Annotated in this window: 23 protein-coding genes and 1 tRNA gene; 17 read left to right on the top strand and 7 right to left on the bottom strand. The window is 74.5% G+C overall.

Annotation, left to right across the window (positions count from 1 at the left end; all coding sequences use genetic code 11):
- Positions 1–25 precede the first annotated feature (25 nt).
- From QOZ88_RS17200 to QOZ88_RS17165, 8 genes are all read left to right on the top strand, one after another.
- Positions 26–961, top strand: a complete 936-nt coding sequence (locus QOZ88_RS17200) for a MazG family protein (RefSeq protein ID WP_306000938.1) — start codon at positions 26–28, stop codon at positions 959–961.
- Positions 962–1,192: 231 nt separating this feature from the next.
- Entirely contained in the window at positions 1,193–2,383 is a 1,191-nt protein-coding gene (locus QOZ88_RS17195) for a mechanosensitive ion channel family protein (RefSeq protein ID WP_306000937.1), read from the top strand.
- Between the two features lie 61 nt (positions 2,384–2,444).
- The gene (gene eno, locus QOZ88_RS17190) at positions 2,445–3,722 is read left to right on the top strand and encodes a phosphopyruvate hydratase (RefSeq protein WP_091930755.1); all 1,278 of its coding nucleotides are present in this window, start codon (positions 2,445–2,447) and stop codon (positions 3,720–3,722) included.
- A gap of 9 nt (positions 3,723–3,731) precedes the next feature.
- Positions 3,732–4,334, top strand: coding sequence for a septum formation initiator family protein (locus QOZ88_RS17185; RefSeq protein ID WP_306000936.1), 603 nt, complete (start codon positions 3,732–3,734; stop codon positions 4,332–4,334).
- A gap of 1 nt (position 4,335) precedes the next feature.
- Positions 4,336–4,896, top strand: a complete 561-nt coding sequence (locus tag QOZ88_RS17180) for a DUF501 domain-containing protein (RefSeq protein ID WP_306000935.1) — start codon at positions 4,336–4,338, stop codon at positions 4,894–4,896.
- Complete coding sequence (locus QOZ88_RS17175) at positions 4,893–5,843, top strand: Ppx/GppA phosphatase family protein (RefSeq protein WP_306000934.1); 951 nt, start codon at positions 4,893–4,895, stop codon at positions 5,841–5,843. Before QOZ88_RS17180 ends, QOZ88_RS17175 begins: the two co-directional genes overlap by 4 nt.
- A gap of 104 nt (positions 5,844–5,947) precedes the next feature.
- The gene (locus tag QOZ88_RS17170) at positions 5,948–6,661 is read left to right on the top strand and encodes a uracil-DNA glycosylase (RefSeq protein WP_306000933.1); all 714 of its coding nucleotides are present in this window, start codon (positions 5,948–5,950) and stop codon (positions 6,659–6,661) included.
- A gap of 42 nt (positions 6,662–6,703) precedes the next feature.
- Positions 6,704–6,777: transfer RNA gene (locus tag QOZ88_RS17165), tRNA-Leu, on the top strand.
- Positions 6,778–6,787: 10 nt separating this feature from the next.
- On the opposite strand, the gene QOZ88_RS17160 is transcribed toward QOZ88_RS17165, so the two are convergent.
- On the bottom strand, positions 6,788–8,023 hold the full coding sequence (locus tag QOZ88_RS17160; RefSeq protein ID WP_306000932.1) for a MalY/PatB family protein: 1,236 nt from the start codon (positions 8,021–8,023) through the stop codon (positions 6,788–6,790).
- 290 nt (positions 8,024–8,313) lie between these two features.
- Here QOZ88_RS17160 and QOZ88_RS17155 point away from each other — a divergent pair, with 290 nt between their 5' ends.
- Positions 8,314–9,150: a Bax inhibitor-1/YccA family protein gene (locus QOZ88_RS17155; RefSeq protein WP_091930751.1), complete on the top strand. Its 837-nt coding sequence runs from the start codon at positions 8,314–8,316 to the stop codon at positions 9,148–9,150.
- A 141-nt stretch (positions 9,151–9,291) separates the two neighbouring features.
- Here the strand turns inward: QOZ88_RS17155 and QOZ88_RS17150 are convergent, their stop codons facing one another.
- Positions 9,292–10,512: an acetyl-CoA C-acetyltransferase gene (locus QOZ88_RS17150; protein ID WP_306000931.1), complete on the bottom strand. Its 1,221-nt coding sequence runs from the start codon at positions 10,510–10,512 to the stop codon at positions 9,292–9,294.
- 122 nt (positions 10,513–10,634) lie between these two features.
- Positions 10,635–11,675 carry an SGNH/GDSL hydrolase family protein gene (locus tag QOZ88_RS17145; RefSeq protein WP_306000930.1) on the bottom strand — a complete coding sequence of 347 codons (1,041 nt, stop codon included), beginning with the start codon at positions 11,673–11,675 and terminating at the stop codon, positions 10,635–10,637.
- 95 nt (positions 11,676–11,770) lie between these two features.
- On the opposite strand from QOZ88_RS17145, the gene QOZ88_RS17140 reads away from it, so the two are divergent.
- Positions 11,771–13,096 (top strand): DUF2252 domain-containing protein, encoded by a 1,326-nt coding sequence (locus QOZ88_RS17140; protein ID WP_306000929.1) that lies wholly within the window; start codon positions 11,771–11,773, stop codon positions 13,094–13,096.
- A gap of 116 nt (positions 13,097–13,212) precedes the next feature.
- Here QOZ88_RS17140 and QOZ88_RS17135 read toward each other — a convergent pair whose 3' ends face one another.
- Entirely contained in the window at positions 13,213–15,198 is a 1,986-nt protein-coding gene (locus QOZ88_RS17135) for a VWA domain-containing protein (RefSeq protein WP_306000928.1), read from the bottom strand.
- 1 nt (position 15,199) lies between these two features.
- Positions 15,200–16,666: a sigma 54-interacting transcriptional regulator gene (locus QOZ88_RS17130; protein WP_306000927.1), complete on the bottom strand. Its 1,467-nt coding sequence runs from the start codon at positions 16,664–16,666 to the stop codon at positions 15,200–15,202.
- A gap of 248 nt (positions 16,667–16,914) precedes the next feature.
- Between QOZ88_RS17130 and ilvA the strand changes: the two genes are divergently transcribed.
- From ilvA to QOZ88_RS17110, 4 genes are all read left to right on the top strand, one after another.
- The gene (gene ilvA / locus QOZ88_RS17125; protein ID WP_306000926.1) at positions 16,915–18,129 is read left to right on the top strand and encodes a threonine ammonia-lyase; all 1,215 of its coding nucleotides are present in this window, start codon (positions 16,915–16,917) and stop codon (positions 18,127–18,129) included.
- 147 nt (positions 18,130–18,276) lie between these two features.
- Positions 18,277–19,275, top strand: a complete 999-nt coding sequence (locus tag QOZ88_RS17120) for an ATP-binding cassette domain-containing protein (protein ID WP_091930745.1) — start codon at positions 18,277–18,279, stop codon at positions 19,273–19,275.
- Positions 19,272–20,078: an ABC transporter permease gene (locus QOZ88_RS17115; protein WP_091930744.1), complete on the top strand. Its 807-nt coding sequence runs from the start codon at positions 19,272–19,274 to the stop codon at positions 20,076–20,078. The genes QOZ88_RS17120 and QOZ88_RS17115 overlap by 4 nt, the downstream gene beginning before the upstream one ends.
- 212 nt (positions 20,079–20,290) lie before the next feature.
- On the top strand, positions 20,291–22,345 hold the full coding sequence (locus tag QOZ88_RS17110) for a M3 family metallopeptidase (protein ID WP_306000925.1): 2,055 nt from the start codon (positions 20,291–20,293) through the stop codon (positions 22,343–22,345).
- A gap of 123 nt (positions 22,346–22,468) precedes the next feature.
- Here the strand turns inward: QOZ88_RS17110 and QOZ88_RS17105 are convergent, their stop codons facing one another.
- Positions 22,469–22,801 carry an RNHCP domain-containing protein gene (locus QOZ88_RS17105; protein WP_170852315.1) on the bottom strand — a complete coding sequence of 111 codons (333 nt, stop codon included), beginning with the start codon at positions 22,799–22,801 and terminating at the stop codon, positions 22,469–22,471.
- Positions 22,802–22,809: 8 nt separating this feature from the next.
- Complete coding sequence (gene greA, locus QOZ88_RS17100; protein ID WP_091930742.1) at positions 22,810–23,313, bottom strand: transcription elongation factor GreA; 504 nt, start codon at positions 23,311–23,313, stop codon at positions 22,810–22,812.
- Positions 23,314–23,559: 246 nt separating this feature from the next.
- Here greA and mca point away from each other — a divergent pair, with 246 nt between their 5' ends.
- Genes mca through QOZ88_RS17085 form a run of 3 tightly spaced genes read left to right on the top strand, consistent with a single transcriptional unit; the run spans position 23,560 to position 25,630 of the window.
- Entirely contained in the window at positions 23,560–24,447 is an 888-nt protein-coding gene (mca, locus tag QOZ88_RS17095; protein WP_306000924.1) for a mycothiol conjugate amidase Mca, read from the top strand.
- Positions 24,444–24,764: a hypothetical protein gene (locus tag QOZ88_RS17090; RefSeq protein WP_306000923.1), complete on the top strand. Its 321-nt coding sequence runs from the start codon at positions 24,444–24,446 to the stop codon at positions 24,762–24,764. The genes mca and QOZ88_RS17090 overlap by 4 nt, the downstream gene beginning before the upstream one ends.
- Before the next feature lie 53 nt (positions 24,765–24,817).
- Positions 24,818–25,630, top strand: coding sequence for a discoidin domain-containing protein (locus QOZ88_RS17085; RefSeq protein ID WP_306000922.1), 813 nt, complete (start codon positions 24,818–24,820; stop codon positions 25,628–25,630).
- The last annotated feature ends 1 nt before the right edge of the window (position 25,631 follow it).

Raw genomic sequence — 25,631 nt, 5'->3', positions numbered from 1 at the left:
GCGCCGGCTCCCGGAGACTGGGCGGGTGCCCGTCGCCCTCGTCGTCACCGTCGACCCCCGGCTCCCCGCGCTCCTGGGCGCGGACGGCTGGACGGCGGTGACCGGACCCCGGATGGTCGTCGCGCTGCCGGGCGCCGGGGCGGAGGCGGCGATGCTGCGGGCCGCCGGCGTCGCGGCCGAGGAGCTGCCCGGCGCCGCGGCCGCGACCGCCCGCGAGGACGACGTCGTCTGCCTGGCGTCGCCGGACGAGGCGGCCGCGTTCCCCGGGGTGCCGGCGGTGGTCGGTGCGCCGGCGCCGCCCGGTGCGCGGCTGCTCGACGTCGTCGCGGTCATGGACCGGCTGCGCTCGCCCGGCGGGTGCCCCTGGGACGCCGAGCAGACCCACGCCTCGCTGCGCGGCTACCTGCTGGAGGAGGCGCACGAGGCCTACGACGCGATCGTCGACGACGACCCGGTCGCGATGCGCGAGGAGCTGGGCGACGTCCTGCTCCAGGTGGTGTTCCACGCCCGCGTCGCCGCCGAGGCGGGGGACGGGCGGCGCTTCGACGTCGACGACGTCGCCGGCGACCTGGTGGACAAGCTGGTGCGCCGCCACCCGCACGTCTTCGGGGATGCCGGGCCGCGTGACGTCGCGCAGGTCGAGGCGGGCTGGGAGGAGATCAAGAAGGCGGAGAAGCAGCGCCGCTCGCCCACCGAGGGGGTCTCCCGCTCGCAGCCCGCCGCCTCGTGGGGCGCGGCCCTGGTGCGCCGCGCCGGGCGGGCCGGGCTGCCCACCCCCGAGCCGGCCGAGCTGGCCGACGCGAGCCCCGAGGCGCTCGGCGAGCGGCTGCTGGCCGTCGTCGCCGCCGCCGAGGCGCGGGGGTGGGACGTGGAGGACGCCCTCCGGGAGGCGGTGCGCCGCTACGCCGGTGAGCTGGACGCCGCCGCCGCGGACCGCCCCGACCGGGGGACCTCCGCCTGACGGACGGCGCTCCGGCTGGCTAGCGTGGGCATCCCGCTCCACCTGCGCTGATCCCCGAGAGGAGCCGGTCCGCTGCCCGCCACGCTGTCCGCCCCCGCGACCGACCCGGTCGGCCCCGACGAGGCCGTCGAAGGCGTCTCCGGGCTGATCCCGTCGGAGCCCTGGCAGGTCGCCCTCGTCCTCGCCGGCGCGGCCCTGGCGGCCTGGCTGCTCGGCGTCCTCATCGGCGTCGTGGTCCGCCGCGTGGGCCGCGGCTCGCCAGTGACCGCCGACCTCTCCCGCCGGGGCCGCACCCCGCTGCGCGCGCTGCTGGTGCTGGTGGCGCTGACCGTCGTGCTGGAGGCCGCCGACGACCTGGGGGACTGGACGGAGGTCGTCGTCCACGTGCTGGCCCCGGCGGTGATCGCGACCATCGGCTGGCTGGTCGCGGTGGCCGTCTTCGTCGCGGCCGACGCCTGGCTGGCCCGGTACGACGTCGACGTCGCAGACAACCGGCACGCCCGGCGGGTGCGCACCCAGATCTCGCTGCTGCGCCGGCTGGCCGTCGTCCTCGTCGCCGTGCTCACCCTCGCCGCGATGCTGCTGACCTTCCCCGGTGCCCGCGCCGCCGGCGCCAGCATCCTGGCCAGCGCCGGCGTCATCTCCATCGTCGCCGGCCTGGCCGCGCAGACCTCGCTGGCCAACGTCTTCGCCGGCCTGCAGCTGGCGTTCACCGACGCCATCCGGGTCGACGACGTGGTCGTCGTGGAGGAGGAGTGGGGGCGGATCGAGGAGATCACCCTCACCTACGTCGTCGTGCACCTCTGGGACGACCGGCGCCTGGTGCTGCCCTCGACCTACTTCACCACCACGCCGTTCGAGAACTGGACCCGCAAGGAGTCCGCCGTCCTCGGCGCGATCGAACTCGACGTCGACTGGACGACGCCGTTCGACCGCATGCGCGAGGAGCTCGACCGGCTGGTCGCCGGGGACGAGAACTGGGACGAGCGGGTCAAGGTCCTGCAGGTCACCGACGCCGTCGGTTCGCTCGTGCGGGTGCGGGTGCTGGTCAGCGCCCAGGACGCGGGGACGCTGTGGGACCTGCGCTGCGCCGTCCGGGAAGGGCTGGTCGGCTGGCTGCAGCGGGAGGCGCCGCACGCCCTGCCCCGGGTCCGCAACGAGGGGGCGCCCGGCTACGAGACCGCCGGTCGGCGCGGGCCGCGCCCCGCTCCCGACCCGCGCACCGCACCCCGCCCGGCCCGGCCGGCCGACCGGGGGCCGGCCACCAACGAGGGGCTGTTCACCGGCAGCCTCGAGGCGCGCCGGCGCTCGCAGGCGTTCACCGGGCCGAGCGAGGAGGACCGGGCCGAGCGCGCCCGCAACGACCGGGCGGCCGCCGACGGGGGGACCGCGGAGCAGAAGCCTGCCCCGCCCGCGCCCTGATCCGGGCGGGCTCGGCCGGGTGAGCGCCGCACCGGCCGTTCCGGCTGGTTAGGCTGCCCCCGTGCCGAGCATCGATGCCGTAGGCGCGCGGGAGATCCTGGACTCGCGCGGAAACCCCACCGTGGAGGTCGAGGTCGCCCTCGACGACGGGACGATCGCCCGGGCCGCGGTGCCCAGCGGCGCCTCCACGGGAGCCTTCGAAGCGGTCGAGCTGCGGGACGGCGGTGACCGCTACGGCGGCAAGGGCGTCACCAAGGCCGTCGACGGCGTCCTCGACGTCATCGGCCCCGAGCTGGTCGGCTACGAGGCCAGCGAGCAGCGGCTGGTCGACCAGCGCCTGCTCGACCTCGACGGCACCCCGGACAAGTCGCGCCTGGGCGCCAACGCGATCCTCGGCGTGAGCCTCGCCGTCGCGCGGGCCGCCGCGGACTCCACCGGCCTGCCGCTGTTCCGCTACGTCGGCGGCCCGTCGGCGCACCTGCTGCCCGTGCCGATGATGAACATCCTCAACGGCGGCGCCCACGCCGACAGCAACGTCGACGTGCAGGAGTTCATGATCGCCCCCATCGGGGCGGCCACCTTCGCCGAGGCGCTGGCCATGGGCACCGAGACCTACCACGCGCTCAAGGCGGTGCTGAAGGGCCGCGGCCTCTCCACCGGCCTGGGCGACGAGGGCGGCTTCGCGCCCGATCTGCCGAGCAACCGCGACGCGCTGGACCTCATCGCCGAGGCCGTCGACAAGGCCGGCTACACCGTCGGCACCGACATCGCCTTCGCGCTCGACGTCGCCGCCACCGAGTTCCACACCGACGGGGGCTACGACTTCGAAGGTCAGAGCCGCTCGGCGGAGTACCTGATCGACTACTACCGGGGCCTGGTCGACGCCTACCCGGTCGTCTCCATCGAGGACCCGCTCGACGAGGAGGACTGGGACGGCTGGATCGCGCTGACCGCCGCGCTCGGCGACCGCGTGCAGCTCGTCGGCGACGACCTGTTCGTCACCAACCCCACCCGCCTGGCCGACGGCATCGCGCGCGGGGCCGCCAACGCCCTGCTGGTCAAGGTGAACCAGATCGGCACGCTCACCGAGACCCTCGACGCGGTCAACCTGGCACACCGCAGCGGCTACCGCTGCATGATGAGCCACCGCTCGGGCGAGACCGAGGACACCACGATCGCCGACCTCGCCGTCGCCACCGACTGCGGGCAGATCAAGACCGGTGCCCCGGCGCGCAGCGAGCGCGTGGCCAAGTACAACCAGCTGCTGCGCATCGAGGAGGAGCTCGACGACGCCGCCCGCTACGCCGGCGCCTCGGCCTTCCCGCGGCTGAACGGCTGAGCGGGGGCGATGAGCAGCGTCCGCGGCCGGCGGGGCGGGAGCGACGGGCGGCGCGCGACCGGCCGGGTGCCGCGCGTGCACCACTCGCGGCCGGTCCGCACCGGGCTGCGCTCGGGGGCGCCCAGCCGGCCCGCGCAGCGGCGGCCCAACCGCCGCCCGGAACGCCGTCCGTCCACCGCGGCCGGGCCGCGGCGCCGCCCGTTGTTCACCGGCCGCGCCGTGGTGCTCGTCGGCCTCCTGCTGCTGCTCGCGCTCACCCTGGCCGGGCCGATCCGGCAGTACCTGGCCGGCCAGGCCGAGCTCGCCCGGCTCGCCGCCGAGGGCCGGCAGCTCGACGAGCGGGTCACCGCGCTGCAGGGCCAGCTGGAGCTGCAGTCCGACCCCGTCTACGCCCAGCGGCAGGCGCGGGAGCGGTTGTCCTACGTGCTGCCCGGTGACCGGCTCGTGCTCGTCGTCGACGGCGAGGCCGTCGAGGGCGACGCCGGCACGTTCGCGGCGGCGGCAGCGGCCGCGGACCCGGGGCCGCTGCCCTGGTACGAGGGGCTGATGCGGTCGGTGGCCGAGGCCGACGGCGGCGACGGCGCGCAGGACGACGAGGAGACGGCGGAGTGAGATGAAGGACCCCGCTGCCCCGCAGACCTCGCACGCTCGGCCCGGGCCCCTGCAGCCGGGCCGTTCCAGCCCCGTCAGCGAGGAGGACCGGGAGGTCGTCGCCCGGCAGCTCGGCCGCCCGCCCCGGGCGCTGGTCGGCGTCGCGCACCGGTGCCCCTGCGGCCAGCCGGACGTCGTCGAGACCTCGCCGCGGCTGGAGGACGGCACCCCGTTCCCGACCCTGTACTACCTGACCTGCCCGCGGGCCTCGGCTGCCGCGAGCCGGCTGGAGTCCACGGGCCGGATGCGGGACTGGCAGGAGGAGCTCGGCACCGACCCCGAGCTCGCGGCCGGCTACCGGGCCGCGCACGAGGCCTACCTCGCCGCGCGCGACGCGAAGGACGTGCTGCCCACCCGCGCGACCGCCGGCGGCATGCCCGACCGGGTCAAGTGCCTGCACGCGCTCGCGGGCCACGCGCTGGCCGCCGGCCCCGGCGTCAACCCGATCGGTGACCGTGCCGTCGCCGGAATGGGGGAGTGGTGGGCGAAGGGGCCCTGCGCCCTGACCGGGGACGACGCGTGACGCGGGTGGCCGCCATCGACTGCGGCACGAACTCCATCCGGCTGCTCGTGGCCGACGTCCCGCCGCAGGGCGGGCACACCGACCTGCGGCGGCGGATGGAGGTCGTGCGGCTCGGTCAGGGGGTCGACGCCACCGGCCGGCTGGCGCAGGAGGCGATCGAGCGCACCCGCGTGGTGCTCGCCGAGTACGCCGCGCAGGCCCGCGAGCTGGGTGCCACCGACGTCCGGATGGTCGCCACCAGCGCCACCCGGGACGCGGCCAACCGCGCCGACTTCGAGGACATGGTGCGCAGCACCCTCGGCCGCACGGCCGACGTCGTGACCGGCCGGGAGGAGGCGGAGCTCTCCTTCCTGGGCGCGACCGGTTCGGTCGCGGACGCGGCCGCCGCCCACGGGCTGGACCCGGCGCCCGCCCCCTGGCTGGTCGTCGACATCGGCGGCGGCTCCACCGAGTTCGTGCTCGGGGACGGCGACGGCGTGACCGCGGCCCGCTCGGTCGACATCGGCTGCGTGCGGCTCACCGAGCGGCACCTGCACGACGACCCGCCCACCGCCGAGCAGGTCGCGCGTACCGAGCGCGACATCCGCGCCGCGCTGGCCCAGGTGACCGCCGACGTGCCGGTGGGCAAGGCGGCGAGCCTGGTCGGGCTGGCCGGGTCGGTGACCACCGTGGCGGCGCTCGCGCTGGGGTTGCCGGCCTACGACTCGGTGGCGATCCACGGCTCGCGCATCGCGGTGGCCGACGTCCGGCGGGTGTCGGCGGACCTGCTCGCCGCGACGCGGGAGCGCCGCGCCGCCGAGCCGGTCATGCACCCGGGCCGGGTCGACGTGATCGGCGCCGGGGCGCTGATCCTGCGCGTGCTCATGGACGAGTTCGGGCTGGCCGAGGTCACCGTCAGCGAGCACGACATCCTCGACGGCATCGCCCTGCGCCTGGCGCGCCCTTAGGGGCATAGGAAGCTTTACGTGTGGTTTTCGCGCCCAGGACGCATGTATAGCTTCCTGTGCCCCTAGATGCCGGCGGGTTCCCCGTCACCCGCACGCCCCCGGGCGTGGTGCGCGGCGCCCGGGGAGCCCGCGAGCTGCCCGTGCTCGACGAGCGCATCTCCGGCTGCTACGCCTGCCCGCGGCTGGTGGCGTGGCGGGAGGAGGTGGCCCGCGTCAAGCGCGCGTCGTTCCGCGACGAGGAGTACTGGGGCCGGCCGGTGCCGGGGCTCGGCCCGGCCGACGCGCGGATCGCCGTCGTCGGCCTCGCCCCCGCCGCGCACGGAGGCAACCGCACCGGCCGGGTGTTCACCGGCGACCGCAGCGGCGACTGGATCTTCGCCGCGCTGTGGCGCGCGGGCCTGGCCAACCAGCCGACGTCGACGCACGTCGGCGACGGGCTGGAGCTCACCGACGTGCGGGTGGCCGCGTCCGTGCGGTGCGCCCCGCCGGCCAACGCCCCCACGCCCGAGGAGCGGGACACCTGCTCGCCCTGGCTGGCCCGCGAGCTGGAGCTGCTGCCGCGGCTGCGGGTGGTCGTGGTGCTGGGCGGCTTCGGCTGGACGGCGCTGTGGCCGGTGCTCGCCGCCGCGGGGTACGCGCTGCCCCGCCCGCGGCCGGTGTTCGGGCACGGCGTCGAGGTGCCGCTGACCGGCCCCCGCGGCCCGCTGACCCTGCTGGGCAGCTACCACGTCAGCCAGCAGAACACCTTCACCGGCAAGCTCACGGAGCCGATGCTGGACGCCGTCCTGGCCCGGGCGACCGAGCTGGCAGCCGGCTGATCGCGGGCCGCGGTGGCCCCGGCCCGCTACCGTGCCTCCCGCGCCCCCGTAGCCCAACTGGCAGAGGCAGGCCCCTTAAAAGGGTCCCAGTGTCGGTTCGAACCCGACCGGGGGCACGACGCCGGCCTACCCGGTCCGGGCCGCGACCGCCCGGCCCATGCGCGTCAGCGCCTCGGTCAGCACGGCGGGCGAGGTGGCGAGGTTGATGCGCACGTGCCCGGCGCCCCCGGTGCCGAAGACGTGGCCCGAGCTCAGGGCCACCCGCGCGTGGTCGAGGAAGAACCGGGCCGGCCCGTCGAGGTCGCTCACGACGGCGAGGCCGCTGCTGGGCGCTTCCGGCGGGAGGCCCAGCGGGCGGCAGTCCAGCCAGCCCAGGTAGGTCCCCTCCGGTGCGCGCAGCGCCGCCGTCGGCAGGTGCTCGGCCACGAGTTGCTGCAGCAGCCGCCGGTTCTCGTCCAGGGCGGCGAGCAGGGCGTCCAGCCAGCCGCCCCCGTCGCGGAAGGCCGCGGTGTGCGCGAGGACGCCGAGGTGGCTGGGCCCGTGGCCGACCTCCTCGGGCAGGCGGGCCAGGTCCCCGGCCGCCTCCGGCCCGGCGACCACCACGGCCGCCTTGAGGCCGGCGAGGTTCCACGCCTTCGACGCCGACACCAGCGCGAAGCCGTCGTCCGCCACGCTCAGGTAGGGCACGAAGCGGGCGCCGGGCAGGACGAGCGGTGCGTGGATCTCGTCGGAGACGACCCGCACGCCGTGCCGCCGGGCGAGCGCGGAGACGGCGTCGAGCTCCGCGCGGGTGTGCACGGCGCCGGTGGGGTTGTGCGGGTTGCAGAGCAGGAAGGCCGGATGGGCACAACGGGCGCGGGCCCCGGCGAAGGCGGCCTCCAGCGCCTGCAGGTCCAGGCGGCCGGACGCGTCCAGCGGCGCTTCCGCCACCGCGCGGTCCGCGTGCTCGAGGAAGGCGTAGAAGGGCGCGTACACCGGCGGGGTCACCACCACGATGTCGCCGGGGCCGGTGAGGAGGCGGAGCACCTCCACGATGCCGGTCATCACGTCGGGCACGAGCGCCGTGCGGGCCGGGTCGACGCCGGTCCAGCCCCACCGGTCGGCCGCGAAGGCGGCCACCGCCTCCGGGTACTCCTGACCCGCGGGGTAGCCGGTATCGCCCGTCTCGATCGCGCGGTGCAGCACCTCCCGGACGGCGGGTGCCAGCAGGACGTCCATCTCCGCCACCCACAGCGGCAGCACGTCGGGCGGGTAGGTGCGCCACTTGGTGCTCGTCCTGCGGCGCAGCTCGTCCAGGGTCACCTGCAGGAAGGGGTTGGGCGGCCGCCCCTCGACGGCGGGGCCGGGTGCGTCGGCGGTCATGGGGAGGCTCCGATCGGGGGCGGTCGGCCGGCCGGTGCTGCTGGGAAGCGGTCGGCCGCGGCCAGGACAGCATCGGGCAGGCCCCGCGCGGTCCGCTCGGCGAGCGCTCATCGCCGGCGCGGGAGACGGCGCGGGTGGCTCCCCGGCGACAACGGATCCGACCCGCACCCACGGGGGTGATCCGGATTGCCGCCGGCTGTGGAACGCTGTGGGCGTGTCGGGCGTTGACCTGACCGAGTGGAGTGCGCGATCAGGCTCCACGACCGACGAGTCACCTCGAGGAGATGACGATGGCCAGTAGGAACCCGGCGTTCAGCCGTGGGTTCGGCAACGCGGGCCCCGGCCAGCAGTACGCCGGTTGGGGCAACCAGTCCCAGTACGGGGCCCCGCAGTACGGCGCCCCCGCGCCCCAGCAGGACCCGTATGCCGCGCCGTCCCCGTACGGGACGAGCGAGGCCACCCGCTACATGACGATGGACGACGTCGTCCAGAAGACGGGTCTGTCCTTCCTTGTCACCGTCGCCTCCGCGGCGGTCACCTGGGCGCTCCTGCCCCAGGAGCTGGCGTGGGGCCTGGCCCTGCCGTCTGTCCTGGTCGCCTTCGTCCTCGGCCTGGTGATCGCGTTCAAGCAGATCGCCAACCCGGTCGCGACTCTCGCCTACGGCGGCCTCTACGGCGTCGCGCTGGGCGCGATCAGCGAGGCGTTCAACGACCTCTACCCGGGCATCGTGATGCAGGCGGTGATCGGCACCTTCGGTGTCTTCGCCGGCATGCTCGTGATCTACAAGACCGGTGCCATCCGGGTCACCCCCAAGCTCACCCGCTGGGTGGTCGGTGCGCTCATCGGTGCGCTGGTGCTGCTGGTCACCAACTGGATCGTCGGCATCTTCACCACCGGTGACCCGCTGGGCCTTCGGTCGGGCGGTGCAGTCGCGATCGGCTTCAGCCTGCTGATGATCGGCATCGCGGCGTTCATGCTGCTGCTCGACTTCGACATGGCCGACGAGGCCATCCGTCGCGGCGCCCCGGCGAAGTTCGCCTGGTACGTCGCCTTCGGCCTGCTCGTCACGGTCGTCTGGCTGTACATCGAGATCCTGCGGCTGCTCTCCTACTTCCAGGACGAGTGAACCACACCGGCACCGCATGACAGCGGCCCCGTCCCCGTCAGGGGGCCGGGCCGCTGCCGTGCGCGCCGGTGGTGGCACCAGGGACGACGACGGCCCGGCCCCGCGAGGGGGCCGGGCCGTCGCGGCGTCCGGAGGGCTACGTCAGGAGAGGCGCTCCAGGACCATCGCCATGCCCATGCCGCCACCGACGCACATGGTCTCCAGGCCGAACGTCTTGTCCTTGGTCTGGAGACCGTTGATCAGCGTGCCGGTGATGCGGGCGCCGGTGCTGCCGAAGGGGTGCCCGACGGCGATGGCGCCACCGTGCACGTTCAGCTTCTCGATCGGGATGTCGAGGTCCCGGTAGCTCGGGATGACCTGCGCGGCGAAGGCCTCGTTGATCTCGACCAGGTCGATGTCGTCGATCGTCATGCCGGCCCGCTTCAGGGCCAGGCGCGAGGCGTCGACCGGGCCGTAGCCCATGATCTCCGGCGAGAGGCCGGTGACCGCGGTGGAGACCACGCGGGCCAGCGGGGTGAGGCCGAGCTCGCGGGCCTTGGTGTCGCTCATGACCACCACGGCCGAGGCGCCGTCGTTGAGCGGGCAGGCGTTGCCGGCGGTGACCCGGCCGTCGGGGCGGAACACCGGCTTGAGGCCGGAGATGCCCTCGAGCGTGGTGCCCGGCCGCGGGCCGTCGTCCGTGGAGACCACGGTGCCGTCGGGGAGGGTGATCGGGGTGATCTCCCGGTCCCAGAAGCCGTTGTTGATGGACTCCTCGGCGAGGTTCTGGCTGCGGACGGCGAACTCGTCCATCTCCTGGCGGGTGACGCTCTTGAGCAGCGCCAGGTTCTCCGCCGTCTGACCCATGGCGATGTAGACGTCGGGAACGTCCCCGTTCTCGCGCGGGTCGGTCCAGGAGTCGGCGCCGCTCTCGGCGGTCTTGGCGACGCGGGCCTCGGCGTCGGCGAACACCGGGTTGTGCGAGTCGGGCAGCGAGTCGCTGTTGCCCTTCACGAACCGGGAGACGGTCTCCACACCGGCGGAGATGAAGACGTCGCCCTCGCCGGCCTTGATGGCGTGCAGGGCCATGCGGGTGGTCTGCAGCGAGGACGAGCAGTAGCGGGTGATGGTCGTGCCGGGCAGGTGGTCCATGCCCAGCAGCACGCTGACGACGCGGCCCATGTTGTGGCCCTGCTCCCCGCCGGGGAGCCCGCAGCCGAGCATCAGGTCGTCGATGTCGCGCGGGTCGAGGGCGGGCACCTTGTCGAGCGCGGCCCGGATGACCGCGGCGGCGAGGTCGTCGGGCCGCATGTCCTTGAGCGACCCCTTGAACGCGCGCCCGATCGGCGAGCGCGCGGTCGAGACGATGACGGCTTCTGGCATGGTTCCTCCACGGTGAGGTGGGTCCGGGCGCAGCTCGCCGGACGTCGGTCACCTCGGAAACTACCCCCGCGCCGCGACCGGGTGGCCGGCCGCAGGTCAGGAGGACGCCGGTGTGGCCGGGGTCACCCCGAGCGGCCGGCGAGCGGGCTGCCCGACTCGTCGCCGACGTGCTCGGCCTCCTCGGGGGTGGGCATCTCCGTCGGCCGGCGACGGCGCAGCAGCGCCCAGGGGCCCCACGGGCCGGTCTCCGAGCCGGCCACCTCGGCCGGCTGGACCTCGGTCCCGGGACGGTTGACGGCGCGGGCCGCCGCGCGGGCCACCGGGCGGGCGGTGTCGCGGCGCAGCGTGCGCAGCCCGCGGTCGGCCGCGGCCGGCCAGACGCCGAGGGCGTCGGCGACCGAGGGGAGCAGCACCGCCGCCGCGGCGGCGTAGCCGGCGGCGCTCGGGTGGAACTCGTCGACGCTGAACATGGCCGAGTCGGAGGCGAACGCCGGGCCGAGCAGCGAGCCGAGGGACACCGTGCGCCCCCCGGCCTCGACGACGGCGATCGTCTGCGCCGCGGCCATCTGCCGGCTCCAGCGCCGGGCCAGCGTGCGCAGCGGCTGGGCGATCGGGCGGATGGTGCCGAGGTCCGGGCAGGTGCCGACGACGACCTCGCAGCCGGCCGCGGTGAGCCGGCGGACGGCGTCGGTGAGGTGGCCGACCGAGACCGACGTCGCCGTGCGGGCGGTGACGTCGTTGGCGCCGATCATGATGACCGCGACCGTGGGCCGCTCGGCCAGCGCGCGGTCGACCTGCTCCTCGAGGTCGGCGGCGCGGGCGCCGGACCGGGCCAGGCGCACCAGCCGGACCGGGCGCTCGGCGAGCTCGGCCAGCCCGGCGGCGACGAGCACGCCCGGGGTCTCGGCGGCGCGATGCGCGCCCAGCCCGACGGCGCTCGAGTCGCCCAGGACGGTCAGCACGATGGGCGTGCCGCCGCCCCGGCCGTAGACGCCGTCGCCCGACGGCGGGTCCTGCTTGGTCGAGCGGGCCTCCACCCTGCGGCGGGCCGACCGCGCCTCCTCGCGGAGGAGGGCGACCAGGGCGGCTCCGGCGAGACCGACCCCGCCGCCGCCGTAGGCGGCACCGGTGGCCAGTCGTCGGGCCGTGTCCGTGCGGATCATGGTCCCTCCGTCCCTGGTCGGTGCCTGCGTCGTCGGGGCACCACCGACGTTATCGGCCCCCTACGGTGCAACCTGTGCCCCCATCCCTCCCTGGTGTGACCCCGTTCCCGGACCCCGACGAGCGGACGCGACAGATCGTCGACGTCCTGGTCGAGGCCTTCGGCGACCTCATGGACGCCGACGCCCTGGCCTTCCGCACGAAGTTCCGCAAGATGGCCGCCGACCCGTTCGCCTTCTACCGGGGCAGTGCCCCCCTGTTCTACGCGGACATGGCGACGACCGAGGACCGCTGGTGCGACGAGCAGACGTCCCGGGTGTGGATCCACGGTGATCTGCACGCCGAGAACTTCGGCACCTACATGGACGCCAACGGCCGCATCGTCTTTGACGTCAACGACTTCGACGAGGCCTACCTCGGGCACGTCAGCTGGGACCTGCGCCGCTTCGTCGCCAGCTTCGCCCTCATGGCTTGGCGCAAGGCCCTCTCCGACGAGGTGATCAGCGAGCTGCTCGCCGTCTACCTGCACGCCTGGCTCGACCAGGTGGCGGCCTTCACCCGCTCGGACGCCGACCGCGAGTACGCGCTGCTGGCCGGCAACACCCACGGCGCGGTGCACGACCTGATCCGCCGGACGGCCGGCCGCACCCGGCTGGGCCTGCTGCAGCGGATGACCGTGGTGGAGGACGACGAGCGCCGCTTCGCCGAGTCCCCGCGCAACCGCCGGCTGGACGACGCCGAGCACGCGGAGGTGCTCGCGGCGCTGGAGCGGTACAAGTCGACGCTGCCGCCCCGGCCGTGGCGGCGGGAGGTCGCCTACGACGTCAAGGACCTCATCGGCACGGGTGGCTTCGGCATCGGCAGCGCCGGGCTGCCGGCCTACAACGTGCTGCTCGAGGGCTACGACCAGGCCCTGGAGAATGACGTCGTCCTGTCGGTGAAGCAGGGCAACGTGCCGGCCCCGAGCCGCGTCGTCACCGATCCGGGGATCCGCGCGTACTTCGAGCACGAGGGTCACCGGACGGCGGTGAGCCGGCGCGCGCTGCAGTCGCACGCCTCCCAGTTCCTGGGTCACACCGAGATCCGCGGCACCGGCTTCGTCGTCGCCGAGCTCTCGCCCTACGAGCTCGACCTCGAGTGGGAGGACCTCACCGAGCCCGCCGACATCCGGCCGGTGCTGGAGCAGCTCGGGCGGGCGACGGCGAAGCTGCACTGCGTGGGCGACGCCGACAGCGACCACACCCTCGTCCCGTTCCAGACCGAGGATGCGATCACCGCGATGATCGCCGGCCGCGACGAGGAGTTCGTCGCCGACCTGGTCGCGTTCGCGCACGACTACGCGCACCGGACGCAGGAGGACCACCGGCTCTTCGTCAACGCCTTCCGGGCGGGGCGAATCCCGGGGATCAGCTCGAGCGGCTGACGCGACGGAGCCTGGGCCCCCGGGGGCATAGGAAGCTATGCATGCGTCTGCGCGGCCGAAAGCGCATGGATAGCTTCCTATGCCTGCGCGTCGACCGGCCGGCACGAGGGCCGGGCTCAGCGGGCGCGCCGGCCCCGTCGGGTGCGCAGGTAGTCGGCGACGACGTACTCGCCCAGCCGGTCGGCGTCGGGTTCGAACACCCGGCCGCCGGCCCGCTGGGTGAGGTCGTGCACGAAGTGCACCAGCCCCGGGTCGGGGTCGAGGGCGAAGACGTTCACCGTGGCCCCGGACCGGGCGACGCGCTCCACCTCGGCGACGGTGCGGGCGATGGTCTCCGGCATCGGCGGCCAGCAGAAGAACGGCGTCCCGTCGTCCTCCAGGTGGGCGGTCGGCTCGCCGTCGGTGACCACCAGGACCACCGGCTCGGCGTCCCGGTGCCGGGCGAGGAACCGCCGCGCCAGCATCAGCCCGTGCTGCAGGTTGGTGCCCTGCAGGGTGTCCACGGAGAGCTCGGCGAGGGTCTCGGGCCGGAGCACCTGCGCGGTGGAGGAGAAGCCGATGATCTCGATGGCGTCCTGCGGGAACCGGGTGGTCACCAGCGAGTGCAGCGCCATCGCCGTCGACTTCGCCGCGCCCCACGTGCCGCGCAGCGCCATCGAGTAGGAGAGGTCGACCAGCAGGGCGACCGCGGCGCCGGTGCGCCGCTCGGTCTCCACCACCTCGAAGTCCTCGACGGCGATCCGCACCCGGCGGTCCGACCCCTCCCGCGGCTCGCCGGCCGTCCGCAGGACGGCGTTCTTCACCGTCCGGACGACGTCGAGCGGCTGTTCGTCGCCGAACCGCCACTCCCGGGAGCCGCCGGTGAGCTCCCCGGCCGCACCGGCGTCGGCGACGTCGTGCTCGCCGCGGCCGGTGGCGTCGAGCTTCGCGAACACCCGGCGCAGCGCGGTGGCGCCCAGCCGGCGGACCGCCTTGGGGGAGAGCTCCAGCGTGCCGCCGGAGCGGTTGAGGTAGCCCTGCCGCTCCAGCTCGCGCTCCAGCTGCCGCAGCGCGGCCAGGTCATCGGCGGCCGAGCGGCCCAGCGCCCGCTCCAGCAGCTCCTCGTCGACGTCGGCCAGCGACGCCCCGGCGTACCCCTGCGACAGCTGGTTGGACAGCGCCTCGAGGTCGGCCAGCTCGGCGACGGCGGTGGTGGCGTCGCCCATGCCGAGGGACTGCTCGCCGTCGGGCACCTGGCCGCGCTGGCCCCACGGCAGGTCGGGGCGGGCCTGGCGCAGCGCGTCGGAGAGGTGGGCCATCTCGCTGGCCAGCCCCATGTCCTCCATCGTCTGAGCCATGAGGCCGGCCAGCTCGGCCCGCTGCTCGGGGGAGAGGCCGGCCATCATCCGCTGCTGCGCCGCGGCCCGGCGGGCCAGCGAGTCGATGAGCTCCTCGACCGTCTCCGGGTTGTCCGGGAAGAACTGGCCGTGCTTGTCCATGAAGTCGGCGAACTGCTGGTCGGTGTCCTCCCCGCGGTTGTGCGCGTCGACCAGCCGGGAGAGGTCGGCGACCATGTCCTTGACCGCCTGCATGTCCTCGGGGGAGGCGTTCTCCAGCGCCTGCTTCATCGACGCGAAGGAGCTGTCGAGCACCTCGCGGCGCAGCAGATCCTGGATCTGCTCGTAGGCCTGCCGGCCCTCCTCCGAGCGCCAGTCGTAGTCCTTGAGCGCCCGGACGGCGCCGGCGGCGTCCTCGGGCAGGGCGTCGAGCTCGGCCTCCTTGAGCCGGGCCATGTCGTCCGGGTCGGGGAACAGCTCCCGCCGCTCGGCCTGCACGGCGCGGTCGAGGAGCTCGCGCACCTCCTGCAGCGTGCCGTCCATCCGACCGGCCGTTCGCGCCTGGCGCAGCCGGTCGCGCACCTGCCGGCGCAGCTCGTCCAGGCCGCGGCGGCCCTGGGTGCCCCGCCGCAGCAGCTCGCGCAGCGCCTCCCGGACCCCGCTGCCGTCGAGCACCGAGTCGCCGATCTCGTCCACGGCGTCGCCGAGGTCGTAGGGCGGGGCCAGCGGGTCGGGGCCGCCCCGCCAGGCGCCGTACCGGTAGCCGCGCGGGCGGCGCGTGCTCACCTCAGGCCCCGTACACGGTGCGGCCGCCGTCGGTGTCCTTCGCCAGCCGGCGGGTCAGGTGCAGGCCCTCCAGGGCGAACTCCACCGCGGCCGCCGCCTGCTCGGCGGACTGGTCGCCCTCGGGCACGCCGAGCCGGCCCAGCAGCTCGGCGAGCCGGGGCACGGTGCCCAGCTGCCCCAGCAGCGCCGGGGCCGGGACGAGATCGCCGGACTCGACGGTCTCCCCGCCGGTGAAGTGCTCCTGCAGCCCGGTGAGGTCCAGGCCCGCGCACCGGGCGCGGAAGGTCTGCGCGGTGGCCTGGCGCAGCAGGTGCTCGAGGATCTCCAGCTCCCGGTCGTCGTCGGGGTCGGAGCCCGCGTCGGCGAACTCGACCTTCCCGCGGCTGGCCGGGACGACGCTCGGCAGGTCCACCACCCGTGCGACCGGGCGGGTCTCCCCGGCCACCGCGGCGCGGCGGACGGCGGAGGCGGCGACGGTCTCCAGCCCGGCGATGGCGAACCGCGCGCTGACGCCGGAGCGCTGGTCGACGTGGCTGGACTCGCGCACCAGCCGGGTGAACCGGGCGACGATCTCGACCAGGTGCGCCGGCACGACGGGGGCGTCCAGCGACTCCTGCCCGCCCGGTGCGCCGAGCCCGCTGGTGCGCGCCTCCTGCTCCAGCAGCCGGATCTCGTCGGCGAGCTCGATCGGGTAGTGGGTGCGCACCTCGGCGCCGAAGCGGTCCTTCAGCGGGGTGATGATCCGGCCGCGGTTGGTGTAGTCCTCGGGGTTCGCGCTGGCGACCAGCAGCAGGTCCAGCGGCAGCCGGACGCGGTAGCCGCGAATCTGGATGTCGCGCTCCTCGAGCACGTTCAGCAACGCGACCTGGATGCGCTCGGCGAGGTCGGGCAGCTCGTTGACGCTGAAGATGCCCCGGTTGGTGCGCGGCACGAGGCCGTAGTGCACGGTCTCGGGGTCGCCCAGGGTGCGGCCCTCGGCCACCTTGATCGGGTCGACGTCGCCGATGAGGTCGCCGACGCTGGTGTCCGGCGTCGCGAGCTTCTCGCCGAACCGCTCGCTGCGGTGCAGCCAGCCGACCGGGGTGGCGTCGCCGTGCTCGGCGATCTGCCGGTGGGCCCAGACGCTGATCGGGGCCAGCGGGTGCTCGTTGAGCTCGCTGCCGACCAGCACCGGGGTCCACTCGTCGAGCAGGCCGACCAGCGTGCGGATCAGCCGGGTCTTGCCCTGGCCGCGCTCGCCGAGCAGGACCAGATCGTGGCCGGCGATGAGGGCGCGCTCGACCTCGGGCAGGACGGTGTCCTCGAAGCCGACCATGCCGGGCAGGGTGGGTTCGCCGGCGGCCAGGCGGGCGAGCAGGTTGGCGCGGATCTCGGCCTTGACCGGGCGTGCGGTGGCGCCGGTCGCGCGGAGTTCGCCGAGGGTCGTGGGTGCGGGGGCGGGGGTTGCCGGTGCGGGCGTGTCCGTCACCTCAGCCACGGTACGACGACTCTGCTGTCTGTCGTCCTCCGGACGACACCGCGGCCAGTTTCCGTCCCCCCGCCGCGCGGAGCCGTTCCGTCGCGTCTGCGCGGACCCCTCCGGGGTCCCCTCGCCGTGACACCGCGGCCAGTTTCCGTCCCCCCGCCGCGCGGAGCCGTTCCGTCGCGCCTGCGCGGACCCCTCCGGGGTCCCCTCGCCGTGACCCTGCCGAGTCCTCCTCCTGCCATGATCCACGCATGTCGGTTCCCCTGGTCACCGGTGCCGACGTCGCCGCGGCGGCGGAGCTGCTCGCCGGCGTCGTCCGCCGCACCCCGCTGGAGCACTCCCGGGGGCTGGCCGACCGGGTCGGCGGGCCGGTCTGGCTCAAGTGCGAGAACCTCCAGCGCACCGGCTCGTTCAAGATCCGCGGCGCCTACACCCGGATCGCGCGGCTGACCGACGAGGAGCGGGCCCGCGGTGTCGTCGCCGCCAGCGCCGGCAACCACGCCCAGGGCGTCGCGCTGGCCGCCCGGCTGCTCGGTGCCGAGGCGACGGTCTACATGCCCGAGAGCGCGCCGCTGCCCAAGGTGGCCGCGACCCAGGCCTACGGGGCGCGCGTCGAGATGTTCGGGGAGTCGCTGGCCGAGCCGCTGCTCGCCGCGGCCGAGCACGCCGAGCGCACCGGGGCGGTGTTCATCCACCCGTTCGACCACCCCGACGTGATCGCCGGGCAGGGCACCGTCGGGCTGGAGGTGCTCGAGCAGTGCCCCGACGTCGCGACGGTGCTGGTCTGCGCCGGGGGTGGGGGCCTGGTCTCCGGCGTCGCCGCCGCGGTCAGGGAACGCCGTCCCGACGTCCGGGTGGTCGCCGTGCAGGCCGAGCAGGCCGCCGCGCTCCCCGGGTCGCTGGCCGCCGGCCGGCCGGTCGCGCTCGAGAGCATGTCGACGATGGCCGACGGGATCGCCGTCCCCCGTCCCACCGACCTGACCCTCGCCCACGTGCAGGGGCTGGTCGACGAGGTCCGCACGGTGAGCGAGGAGGACCTCTCCCGGGCTCTGCTGTTCTGCCTGGAGCGCGCCAAGCTTGTCGTCGAGCCGGCGGGGGTGGCCGCGGTCGCCGCCGTCCTGGCCGACCCGCGTGCGTTCGAGCCACCCCTGGTCGCCGTCGTCTCCGGCGGCAACATCGACCCGGTGCTGCTGCTCAAGGTGGTGCAGCACGGCATGGCCGCGGCCGGCCGGTACCTCTCGCTGCGGCTGCGCATCCCCGACCGCCCGGGCTCGCTGGCCGCCCTGCTCGCCGAGCTGGCCGGGGTCGGGGCGAACGTGCTGGAGGTCGAGCACGAGCGGACATCGACGCGGCTGGGCATCGGCGAGGTGGAGGTCTTCGTGGTCTTCGAGACGCGGGGACCGACGCACGCCGGCGAGGTGATCGGGGCGATGCGCGACGCCGGCTACGCGGTCACCTCGGAGTAGCTTCCGGACCGACCGATGAGTCGGGCCCCGCCCGGCGGTCCTAGGTCCTGTCCCGCACCTCGCGGGGCCGGGACGGAGGACGCGCGCGTGTACGCGACGGAGAAGAGCGGCGGGGAACTGTCGGGGGGCGGGCCTAGCGTCGGGGGCATGACCGACGCGATCGTGGTCGAGGGGCTGGTCAAGCGCTTCGGCGCCACCACCGCGCTCGACGGTGTGGACCTGACGGTGGCCGAGGGCTCGGTGCTCGGGCTGCTCGGCCCGAACGGCGCGGGCAAGACGACGGTGGTGCGCATCCTGACCACGCTGCTCGAGGCAGACGCGGGCCGGGTGGAGGTGGTGGGCCTCGACGTGTCGCGCGAGGCCGACCGGGTGCGGGCGGCGATCGGGCTCACCGGCCAGTACGCCGCTGTCGACGAGTACCTCACCGGGTTCGAGAACCTGGAGATGGTCGGCCGGCTGTACCGGCTGGGCCGGGCCGAGGCGCGCCGCCGGGCCGGTGAGCTGCTCGAGCGCTTCGACCTCTCCGGGGCGGCCGACCGGCCGGCGAAGACCTACTCCGGCGGGATGCGCCGCCGGCTGGACATCGCGGCCTCGCTGATCGCCCGGCCGCGGGTGCTCTTCCTCGACGAGCCGACGACGGGGCTGGACCCGCGCAGCCGGCTGTCGATGTGGGAGTTCATCGCCGACCTCGCCGACGGCGGCACGACGATCCTGCTCACCACCCAGTACCTGGAGGAGGCCGACCGGCTCGCCGACCGGATGGTGGTCATCGACCGGGGCCGGGTCATCGCCCGGGGTACCGCCGACGAGCTCAAGGCGCAGGTCGGCGGTCAGCGGCTGGAGTTCACCGTCACCGACGCCGCCGTGCTGCCCGGCATGGTCGAACGGCTGCGCCCCCTCGCGGTGGAGGACCCGGTCGTCGACGTGCAGGCCCGGCGGCTGTCGCTGCCGGTGAGTGGCGGTGCGGAGGTCCTCGCCGAGGCGCTGCGCCGGCTGGACGGCGCGACGGCGGAGATCTTCGACGTCGGGCTGCGCCGCCCCGATCTGGACGACGTCTTCCTCGCGCTCACCGGCCGCGTGGCCGAGGAGGTCGCCACCGAAGACGACCCGACGGCCGAGCCGGCCATCACCGGAGGTGCCCGATGAGCAGCATGGCTGCGACGCTGTCCGACAGCGTCGTCATCACCAAGCGCAATCTGATCAAGGTCAAGCGGGTGCCCGACCTGATCGTCTTCGCGACCCTGTCGCCGATCATGTTCGTGCTGCTGTTCCGCTACGTCTTCGGCGGCGCCATCCAGCTGCCGCCGGGCACGAGCTACGGGGAGTTCCTGCTCCCCGGGATCTTCGCCCAGACGATCGTGCTCGGGAGCACGACCACCGGGGCAAGCCTGGCCGAGGACCTGCAGAAGGGGCTCATCGACCGGTTCCGGTCGCTGCCGATGTCCCGGTCCGCCGTGCTGATCGGCCGCACGGTCGCCGATGCCGGGCTGAACATCATCTCGATCACGGTGATGGCGCTGACCGGGCTGGTGGTCGGCTGGCGGATCAACTCGTCGGTGGGCGAGGCGGTGCTCGGCTTCGTCGTGCTGCTGCTGTTCGCCTACGCGATCTCCTGGTTGATGGCGATGGTCGGACTCCTCGTCCGCACCCCGGAGGTGGTCAACAACGCCAGCTTCATCGTGATCTTCCCGCTGACGTTCGTGGCCAACACCTTCGTCCCGCTGGAGACCTTCCCCTCGGTGCTGCGCACCTTCGCGGAGTGGAACCCGGTGTCGGCGGTCGTCCAGTCCGCGCGCAACCTGTTCGGCAACACCTCGCCGCTCGCACCGACGCCGGACGCCTGGTCGCTGCAGAACCCGGTGCTGTACACGCTGATCTGGGTGGTGCTGATCCTCGCGGTCTTCGTGCCGCTGTCGGTGCGCGCCTACCGGCGCGCCGCCGGCCGCTGAGAGACGCCGGCCGCCCCGACGTGCAGCTGCCCGGTCGCGCCGAGTGGGGCCCGGAGGGCTTCGCGCAGGCGCGACGGATCAGCTCCGCGCAGGTCGGGGACGGCAGGTGGCCGCGGTGCGATCCAAAGGATGGCGGTGTGACGACGGTGCGATCCGGAGGGTCGCGGTGTGACGACGGTGCGATCCGGAGGATCGCGATGTAATGGGCGGCGATGAGCACCCCCGAGCAACTCTCCGCCGACAACCCGCTGGCCACCCCGTCCGAGCTGCCGTTCCGGCTGCCCCCGTTCGCCGGCATCACGCTCGAGCACTGCCGGGAGGCGCTGCTGGCGGGGATGGCCGAGCAGCGCCGGGAGGTCGCGGCGCTGCTGGCCTCGGACGAGGAGCCGACCTTCGAGAACACGCTCGTGGCCCTGGAGCGGTCGGGCGCGCTGCTCGACCGCGCCTGGTCGGTGTTCGGCAACCTGTCGTCGTCGGTCGCCACGCCCCGGCTGCGGGAGATCGAGCGGGAGATCGCCCCGCTCGCCGCGGCCCACGACGACGCCCTCCGGCTCGACCCGGCGCTGTTCGCACGCATCGACGCCGTGCACGCCGCGCGGGAGTCCGCCGGGCTGGACGCGGAGTCGGTCCGGCTGGTGGAGCGGTACCACCTCGACTTCGTGCTCGCCGGTGCCCGGCTCGACGACGCCGGGCGCACCCGGCTCGGCGAGCTCAACCAGCAGCTCTCCGAGCTGTCGACGACGTTCGGGCAGAACCTGCAGCTGGCCACCGAGGCCGCGGCAGTGCGGGTGGCCGACGCCGCGGAGCTCGACGGGCTGGGCGACGAGGAGGTCGCCGCCGCGGCGCGTGCCGCCGCCGACCGCGGCCTCGAGGGATACCTGCTCACGCTCGTGCTGCCCACCGGCCAGCCCGTGCTGACCAGGCTGCGCGACCGGGAGCTGCGGCGCCGGGTGTTCGAGGCGTCGGTGGGCCGGGCGTCGGCGGGGGAGCGCGACAACCGGCCGGTCGCCGAGCGCATCGCCCGGCTGCGGGCCGAACGGGCCCGGCTGCTGGGCTTCGACACCCACGCCGACCTCGTGCTCGCCGACTCGACCGCGCGCACCACCGCCGCGGTCGACGAGATGCTCCGCTCGATGGTGCCGGCCTCGGTGGCCAACGCCGAGGCGGAGGCCGACGTGTTGCGCGAGCTGGCCGCCCGCGACGGCGTCGAGCTGGCGGCGTGGGACTGGGCGTACTACAGCGAACGCGTGCGCGCGGAGCGGTACGCCGTCGACACCACCGCGCTGCGGTCGTGGTTCGAGCTGGACCGGGTGCTGGTCGACGGTGTCTTCCGGGCGGCCGAGCTGCTGTACGGGTTCCGGTTCACCCCGCGGGCCGACCTCGCCGGCTACCACCCCGACGTCCGGGTCTGGGAGGTCACCGACGCCGACGGCGCCGAGATCGGGCTGTACCTGGGTGACTTCTTCGCCCGGGAGGGCAAGCGCGGCGGGGCGTGGATGAGCTCGTTCGTGCGCCAGTCCCGGCTGCTGGGCACCCGCCCGGTCGTCGTCAACAACCTCAACGTGACCCGGGCGCCGGCCGGCCGGCCCACGCTGCTGACCCTGGACGAGGTGAACACGCTCTTCCACGAGTTCGGCCATGCGCTGCACGGGCTGAGCTCGGCGGTCACCTACCCGCGCTTCGCGGGCACCGCCGTGCCGCGGGACTTCGTGGAATTCCCCAGCCAGGTGAACGAGATGTGGGCGCTCTGGCCTGAGGTGCTCGCGCACTACGCCCGCCACGTCGACACCGGGGAGCCGCTGCCGGCCTCGGTGGTGGGCTCGATCGACGCCGCCCGGCTGTGGGGCGAGGGTTTCGCGACCCTGGAGTACCTGGCCGCCACGCTGCTCGACCAGGCCTGGCACCGCCTCACCCCCGACACCGAGGTGGGCGACCCGGTGGAGTTCGAGCGGGCGGCCCTCGCCGGGGCCGGTGTCGCCTCGGACCTGGTGCCGCCGCGCTACCGGACGACCTACTTCCAGCACGTCTTCGCCGGCGGCTACTCGGCCGGCTACTACTCCTACATCTGGTCGGAGGTGCTCGACGCCGACACCGTGGAGTGGTTCAAGGAGAACGGCGGCCTGCGCCGGGAGAACGGGGACGCCTTCCGGCAGCGGCTGCTCGCCGTTGGCGGTTCGGTCGACCCGCTGGACGCCTTCCGCGCCGTCCGCGGCCGGGACGCCGACCCGGGGCCGCTGCTCCGGAGGCGTGGCCTCGCGCAGTCGTGACCGGCTCCGGGATCAGGTGACCTGATCGTGGCGCGTCCTCCCTCATGGTGGGCGGTGAGGGACGACGCGCTGCGGTGAGGGTGGACGGCTCCTGGCAGTGGCGCGATCCGGAGGATCGCAGTGTCACAGCCAGGGCAGCGAGAGGACCAGGTCCAGGTCGTCGGGGGCCTCGCCGTCGCGCACCAGCCGGTTGGGCTGGCGGTGGCCGCACGCCGTGCAGCGGTGAACCACCTGCCAGCCCTTGCCCGACTTCTCCACCAGCCCGACCGGCTCCATGGGCTGCCGGCACCCGCTGGCCCGGTCACCGGGCAGGTCGTCGACGTGCAGCGACCACAGGCAGTACGGGCAGTGGTTGCGGTAGTGCCCGTCAGTGTTGGCCGGCACCGGCGCGGTGCAGTGCACGCACGCGAAGCCGGTGTTCTCCGCCCGCCGGGAGCGGGCGCGTGGCGCGCTCACCGGGACGCTCAGGGGACGAACGGCTCGACCGCGACCACCTCGACGGTCATGTCCTTGCCGTTCGGGGCCTGGTAGGTCACCGAGGTGCCGGGGGCGGCGCCCATGATCGCCGAGCCGAGCGCCGACTCGGGGGAGTAGACGGTGAGCTCCGTGGTGCCCGCGATCTCCCGCGACCCGAGCAGGAACTTCTCGGTGTCGTCGTCGCCGGCGAACCTGATCGTGATGACCGTGCCCAGGGCGGCGTCCGTGGCGGTCTTCGGGGCGTCACCCACGCGGGCCTTGCGGAGCAGGTCGGTGAGCTGGCGGATCCGGCCCTCCTGCTTGCCCTGCTCCTCCTTGGCGGCGTGGTAGCCGCCGTTCTCCTTGAGGTCGCCCTCCTCGCGGCGGGCGTTGATCTCGGCGGACATGGCCGGGCGGTTCGCCACCAGCTGGTCGAGCTCGGCCTTCAGCCGGTCGTGGGCCTCCTGGGTCAGCCAGATGCCCTGTTCCTGCTCGTCAGTGGGGGTGGACACGTGGGTACTCCTGAAAACTCGGGAGGCCGCCCCCGTGTGGGAGCGGCCGCTGGTCGAACGGCCAAGCTAACACCGCGGCGCGGGCCGGTGCACCGCTGCGGCGGTCGTCGCTGGTTGCGGAACCGTAGCGCACCGCTGGGTGACGGAGGACACGTTCCGCCCGTACGGGTGGCTGACCTGCGAGTCGTCGCCCACACCCGGGTGGGGGTCCGCCACCACCGCCGCCCGGCGAGGGACACTGTGCGCGTGACCGATCCCGACCAGTTGCGCCTGCTCGCCGTGCACGCTCATCCGGACGACGAGTCGAGCAAGGGCGCCGCCACGATGGCGAAGTACGTCGCCGAGGGTGTCCGCGTCCTGGTGGCCACCGCCACCGGGGGCGAGCGCGGCTCGGTGCTCAACCCGGCGATGGACCGGCCCGAGGTGTGGGAGCGGCTCCCGCAGATCCGGGTCGAGGAGATGGCGCGGGCCCGCGAGATCCTCGGGGTCGAGCAGGAGTTCCTGGGCTTCGTCGACTCCGGCCTGCCCGAGGGCGACCCGATGCCCCCGCTGCCCGAGGGCTGCTTCGCCCTGCTGCCGGTCGAGGAGGCCGCAGCGCCGCTGGTCGCGCTCATCCGGCGGTTCAGGCCGCAGGTGATGACCACCTACGACGAGCGCGGCGGCTACCCGCACCCCGACCACATCAAGACCCACGAGATCTCGGTGCACGCGTTCGAGGCGGCCGGCGATCCCGACCGGTACCCCGAGCTCGGTGAGCCCTGGCAGGTGAGCAAGCTCTACTACCACATGAGCTTCACGCTGCCGCGCACGAAGGCGCTGCACGAGGCGATCCTGGCCACCGGCTCGGAGTCCCCGTACGCCGAGTGGCTGGCCAAATGGGACCCGGCGCACGACATCTCCCACCGGGTCACCACCCGCGTCCCGTGCGGCGAGTACTTCCCGGTGCGCGATGCTGCGCTGATCGCGCACGCCACCCAGATCGATCCGCTGGGCCGCTGGTTCGCCTGCCCGGTGGAGACCCAGCAGCAGGTGTGGCCCACCGAGGACTACGAGTTGGCCCGCTCGCTGGTCGACACGCCCACCCCGGAGGACGACCTGTTCACCGGCATCCGCAGCGAGGTGACCGCCCGATGACCCCCACGACCCTGATGGTGCTCTCCGTCGCCCAGCAGCAGGCCCCCCAGGACGTCGGCAAGTCCGGCCCGTTCGGGCTGCTGCTGCTCGTGCTGCTGCTCCTCGCCACCGCCCTGCTGGTGAAGTCGATGAGCGGCCACCTGAAGCGGCTGCCGCGCAGCTTCGACGCGGCCGACCGGGAGCCCCGGGTCGTCGTCCCGGACTCGCCGGCCGGCCTGGAGGAGCGCCGCGAGCCCGGTCAGGAGCTCCTCGACACGCTGCGCCGGGCGCCGCTGGCCATCGAGGCCCCTCGGGGCGACGAGGGCGACCGGGGCTGACCCCGGTGCCGGCGCGGCGGAACGCGCGCCCCGGTCGCGCCGTTGACCCGGGCGTGACCTCCGTCGTCCGCCGGCTCCTGCCCGTGCCCCTCGCCGTCGTCGTCCTGGCCGGGTGCGGTGGTGCCGAGCCGGCCTCCACCGGGTCCGCGGTGCTCCCCGCCGAGCAGGTGTTCGCCGAGGCGCCGGTCGTGGTGCCCGATCCGTCGGGGACGTCGGCGACGCTGCAGGTCACCACGGAGGTCGACATGGCCTGCGCGGTGGTGTTCGGGCGCGAGGAGTCCCTCGGCGACGGGATCGCCACGGATGCCGACATGGGCGGTGGCGCGCACGCCGAGCACCAGGCGGTCATGCGCGGGCTCGAGCCCGGCACCGAGTACTTCTACCGGGTCCAGGGCTCCGGCGCCGACGGCCGCCTCTACCGCAGCGAGCTGATGACCTTCCGGACGCCGGACGCGGAGGTCGCCGAGGTTCCGGGGGAGAACGCCGCGCTCGGCGCGGAGGTCGTCGACGTCAGCTCCGAGTTCTCCGACGCCTTCGCCGCGGGCAACGCCGTGGACGGCGACCTGGGCACCGAGTGGTCCAGCGACGGCGACGGCGACGACGCGTCGATCACCCTGGACCTCGGGCGGGCCGTCGACGTGGTGGGGCTGACCCTGCGCAGCCGCTCGATGAGCGACGGCACGTCGGTCGTCGAGACGTTCACCGTCACCGTCGACGACGGGCAGACCTACGGGCCCTTCGAGGCGGGCGCGGCCGTCGTCGTCAACGAGGCCGACTTCACCGGGCGCGTGCTGCGGTTCGACGCGGAGACCACCACCGGTGGCAACACCGGTGCGGCCGAGATCGAGGTCTACGAGGCTTCCTGAC

Origin of the sequence: Blastococcus carthaginiensis, from assembly GCF_030731085.1 — a bacterium.
GTDB classification, from domain to species: domain Bacteria; phylum Actinomycetota; class Actinomycetes; order Mycobacteriales; family Geodermatophilaceae; genus Blastococcus; species Blastococcus carthaginiensis.
The sequence above is the reverse complement of the archived record's forward strand: the minus strand, read 5'-3'. Positions and strand labels throughout refer to the sequence as shown.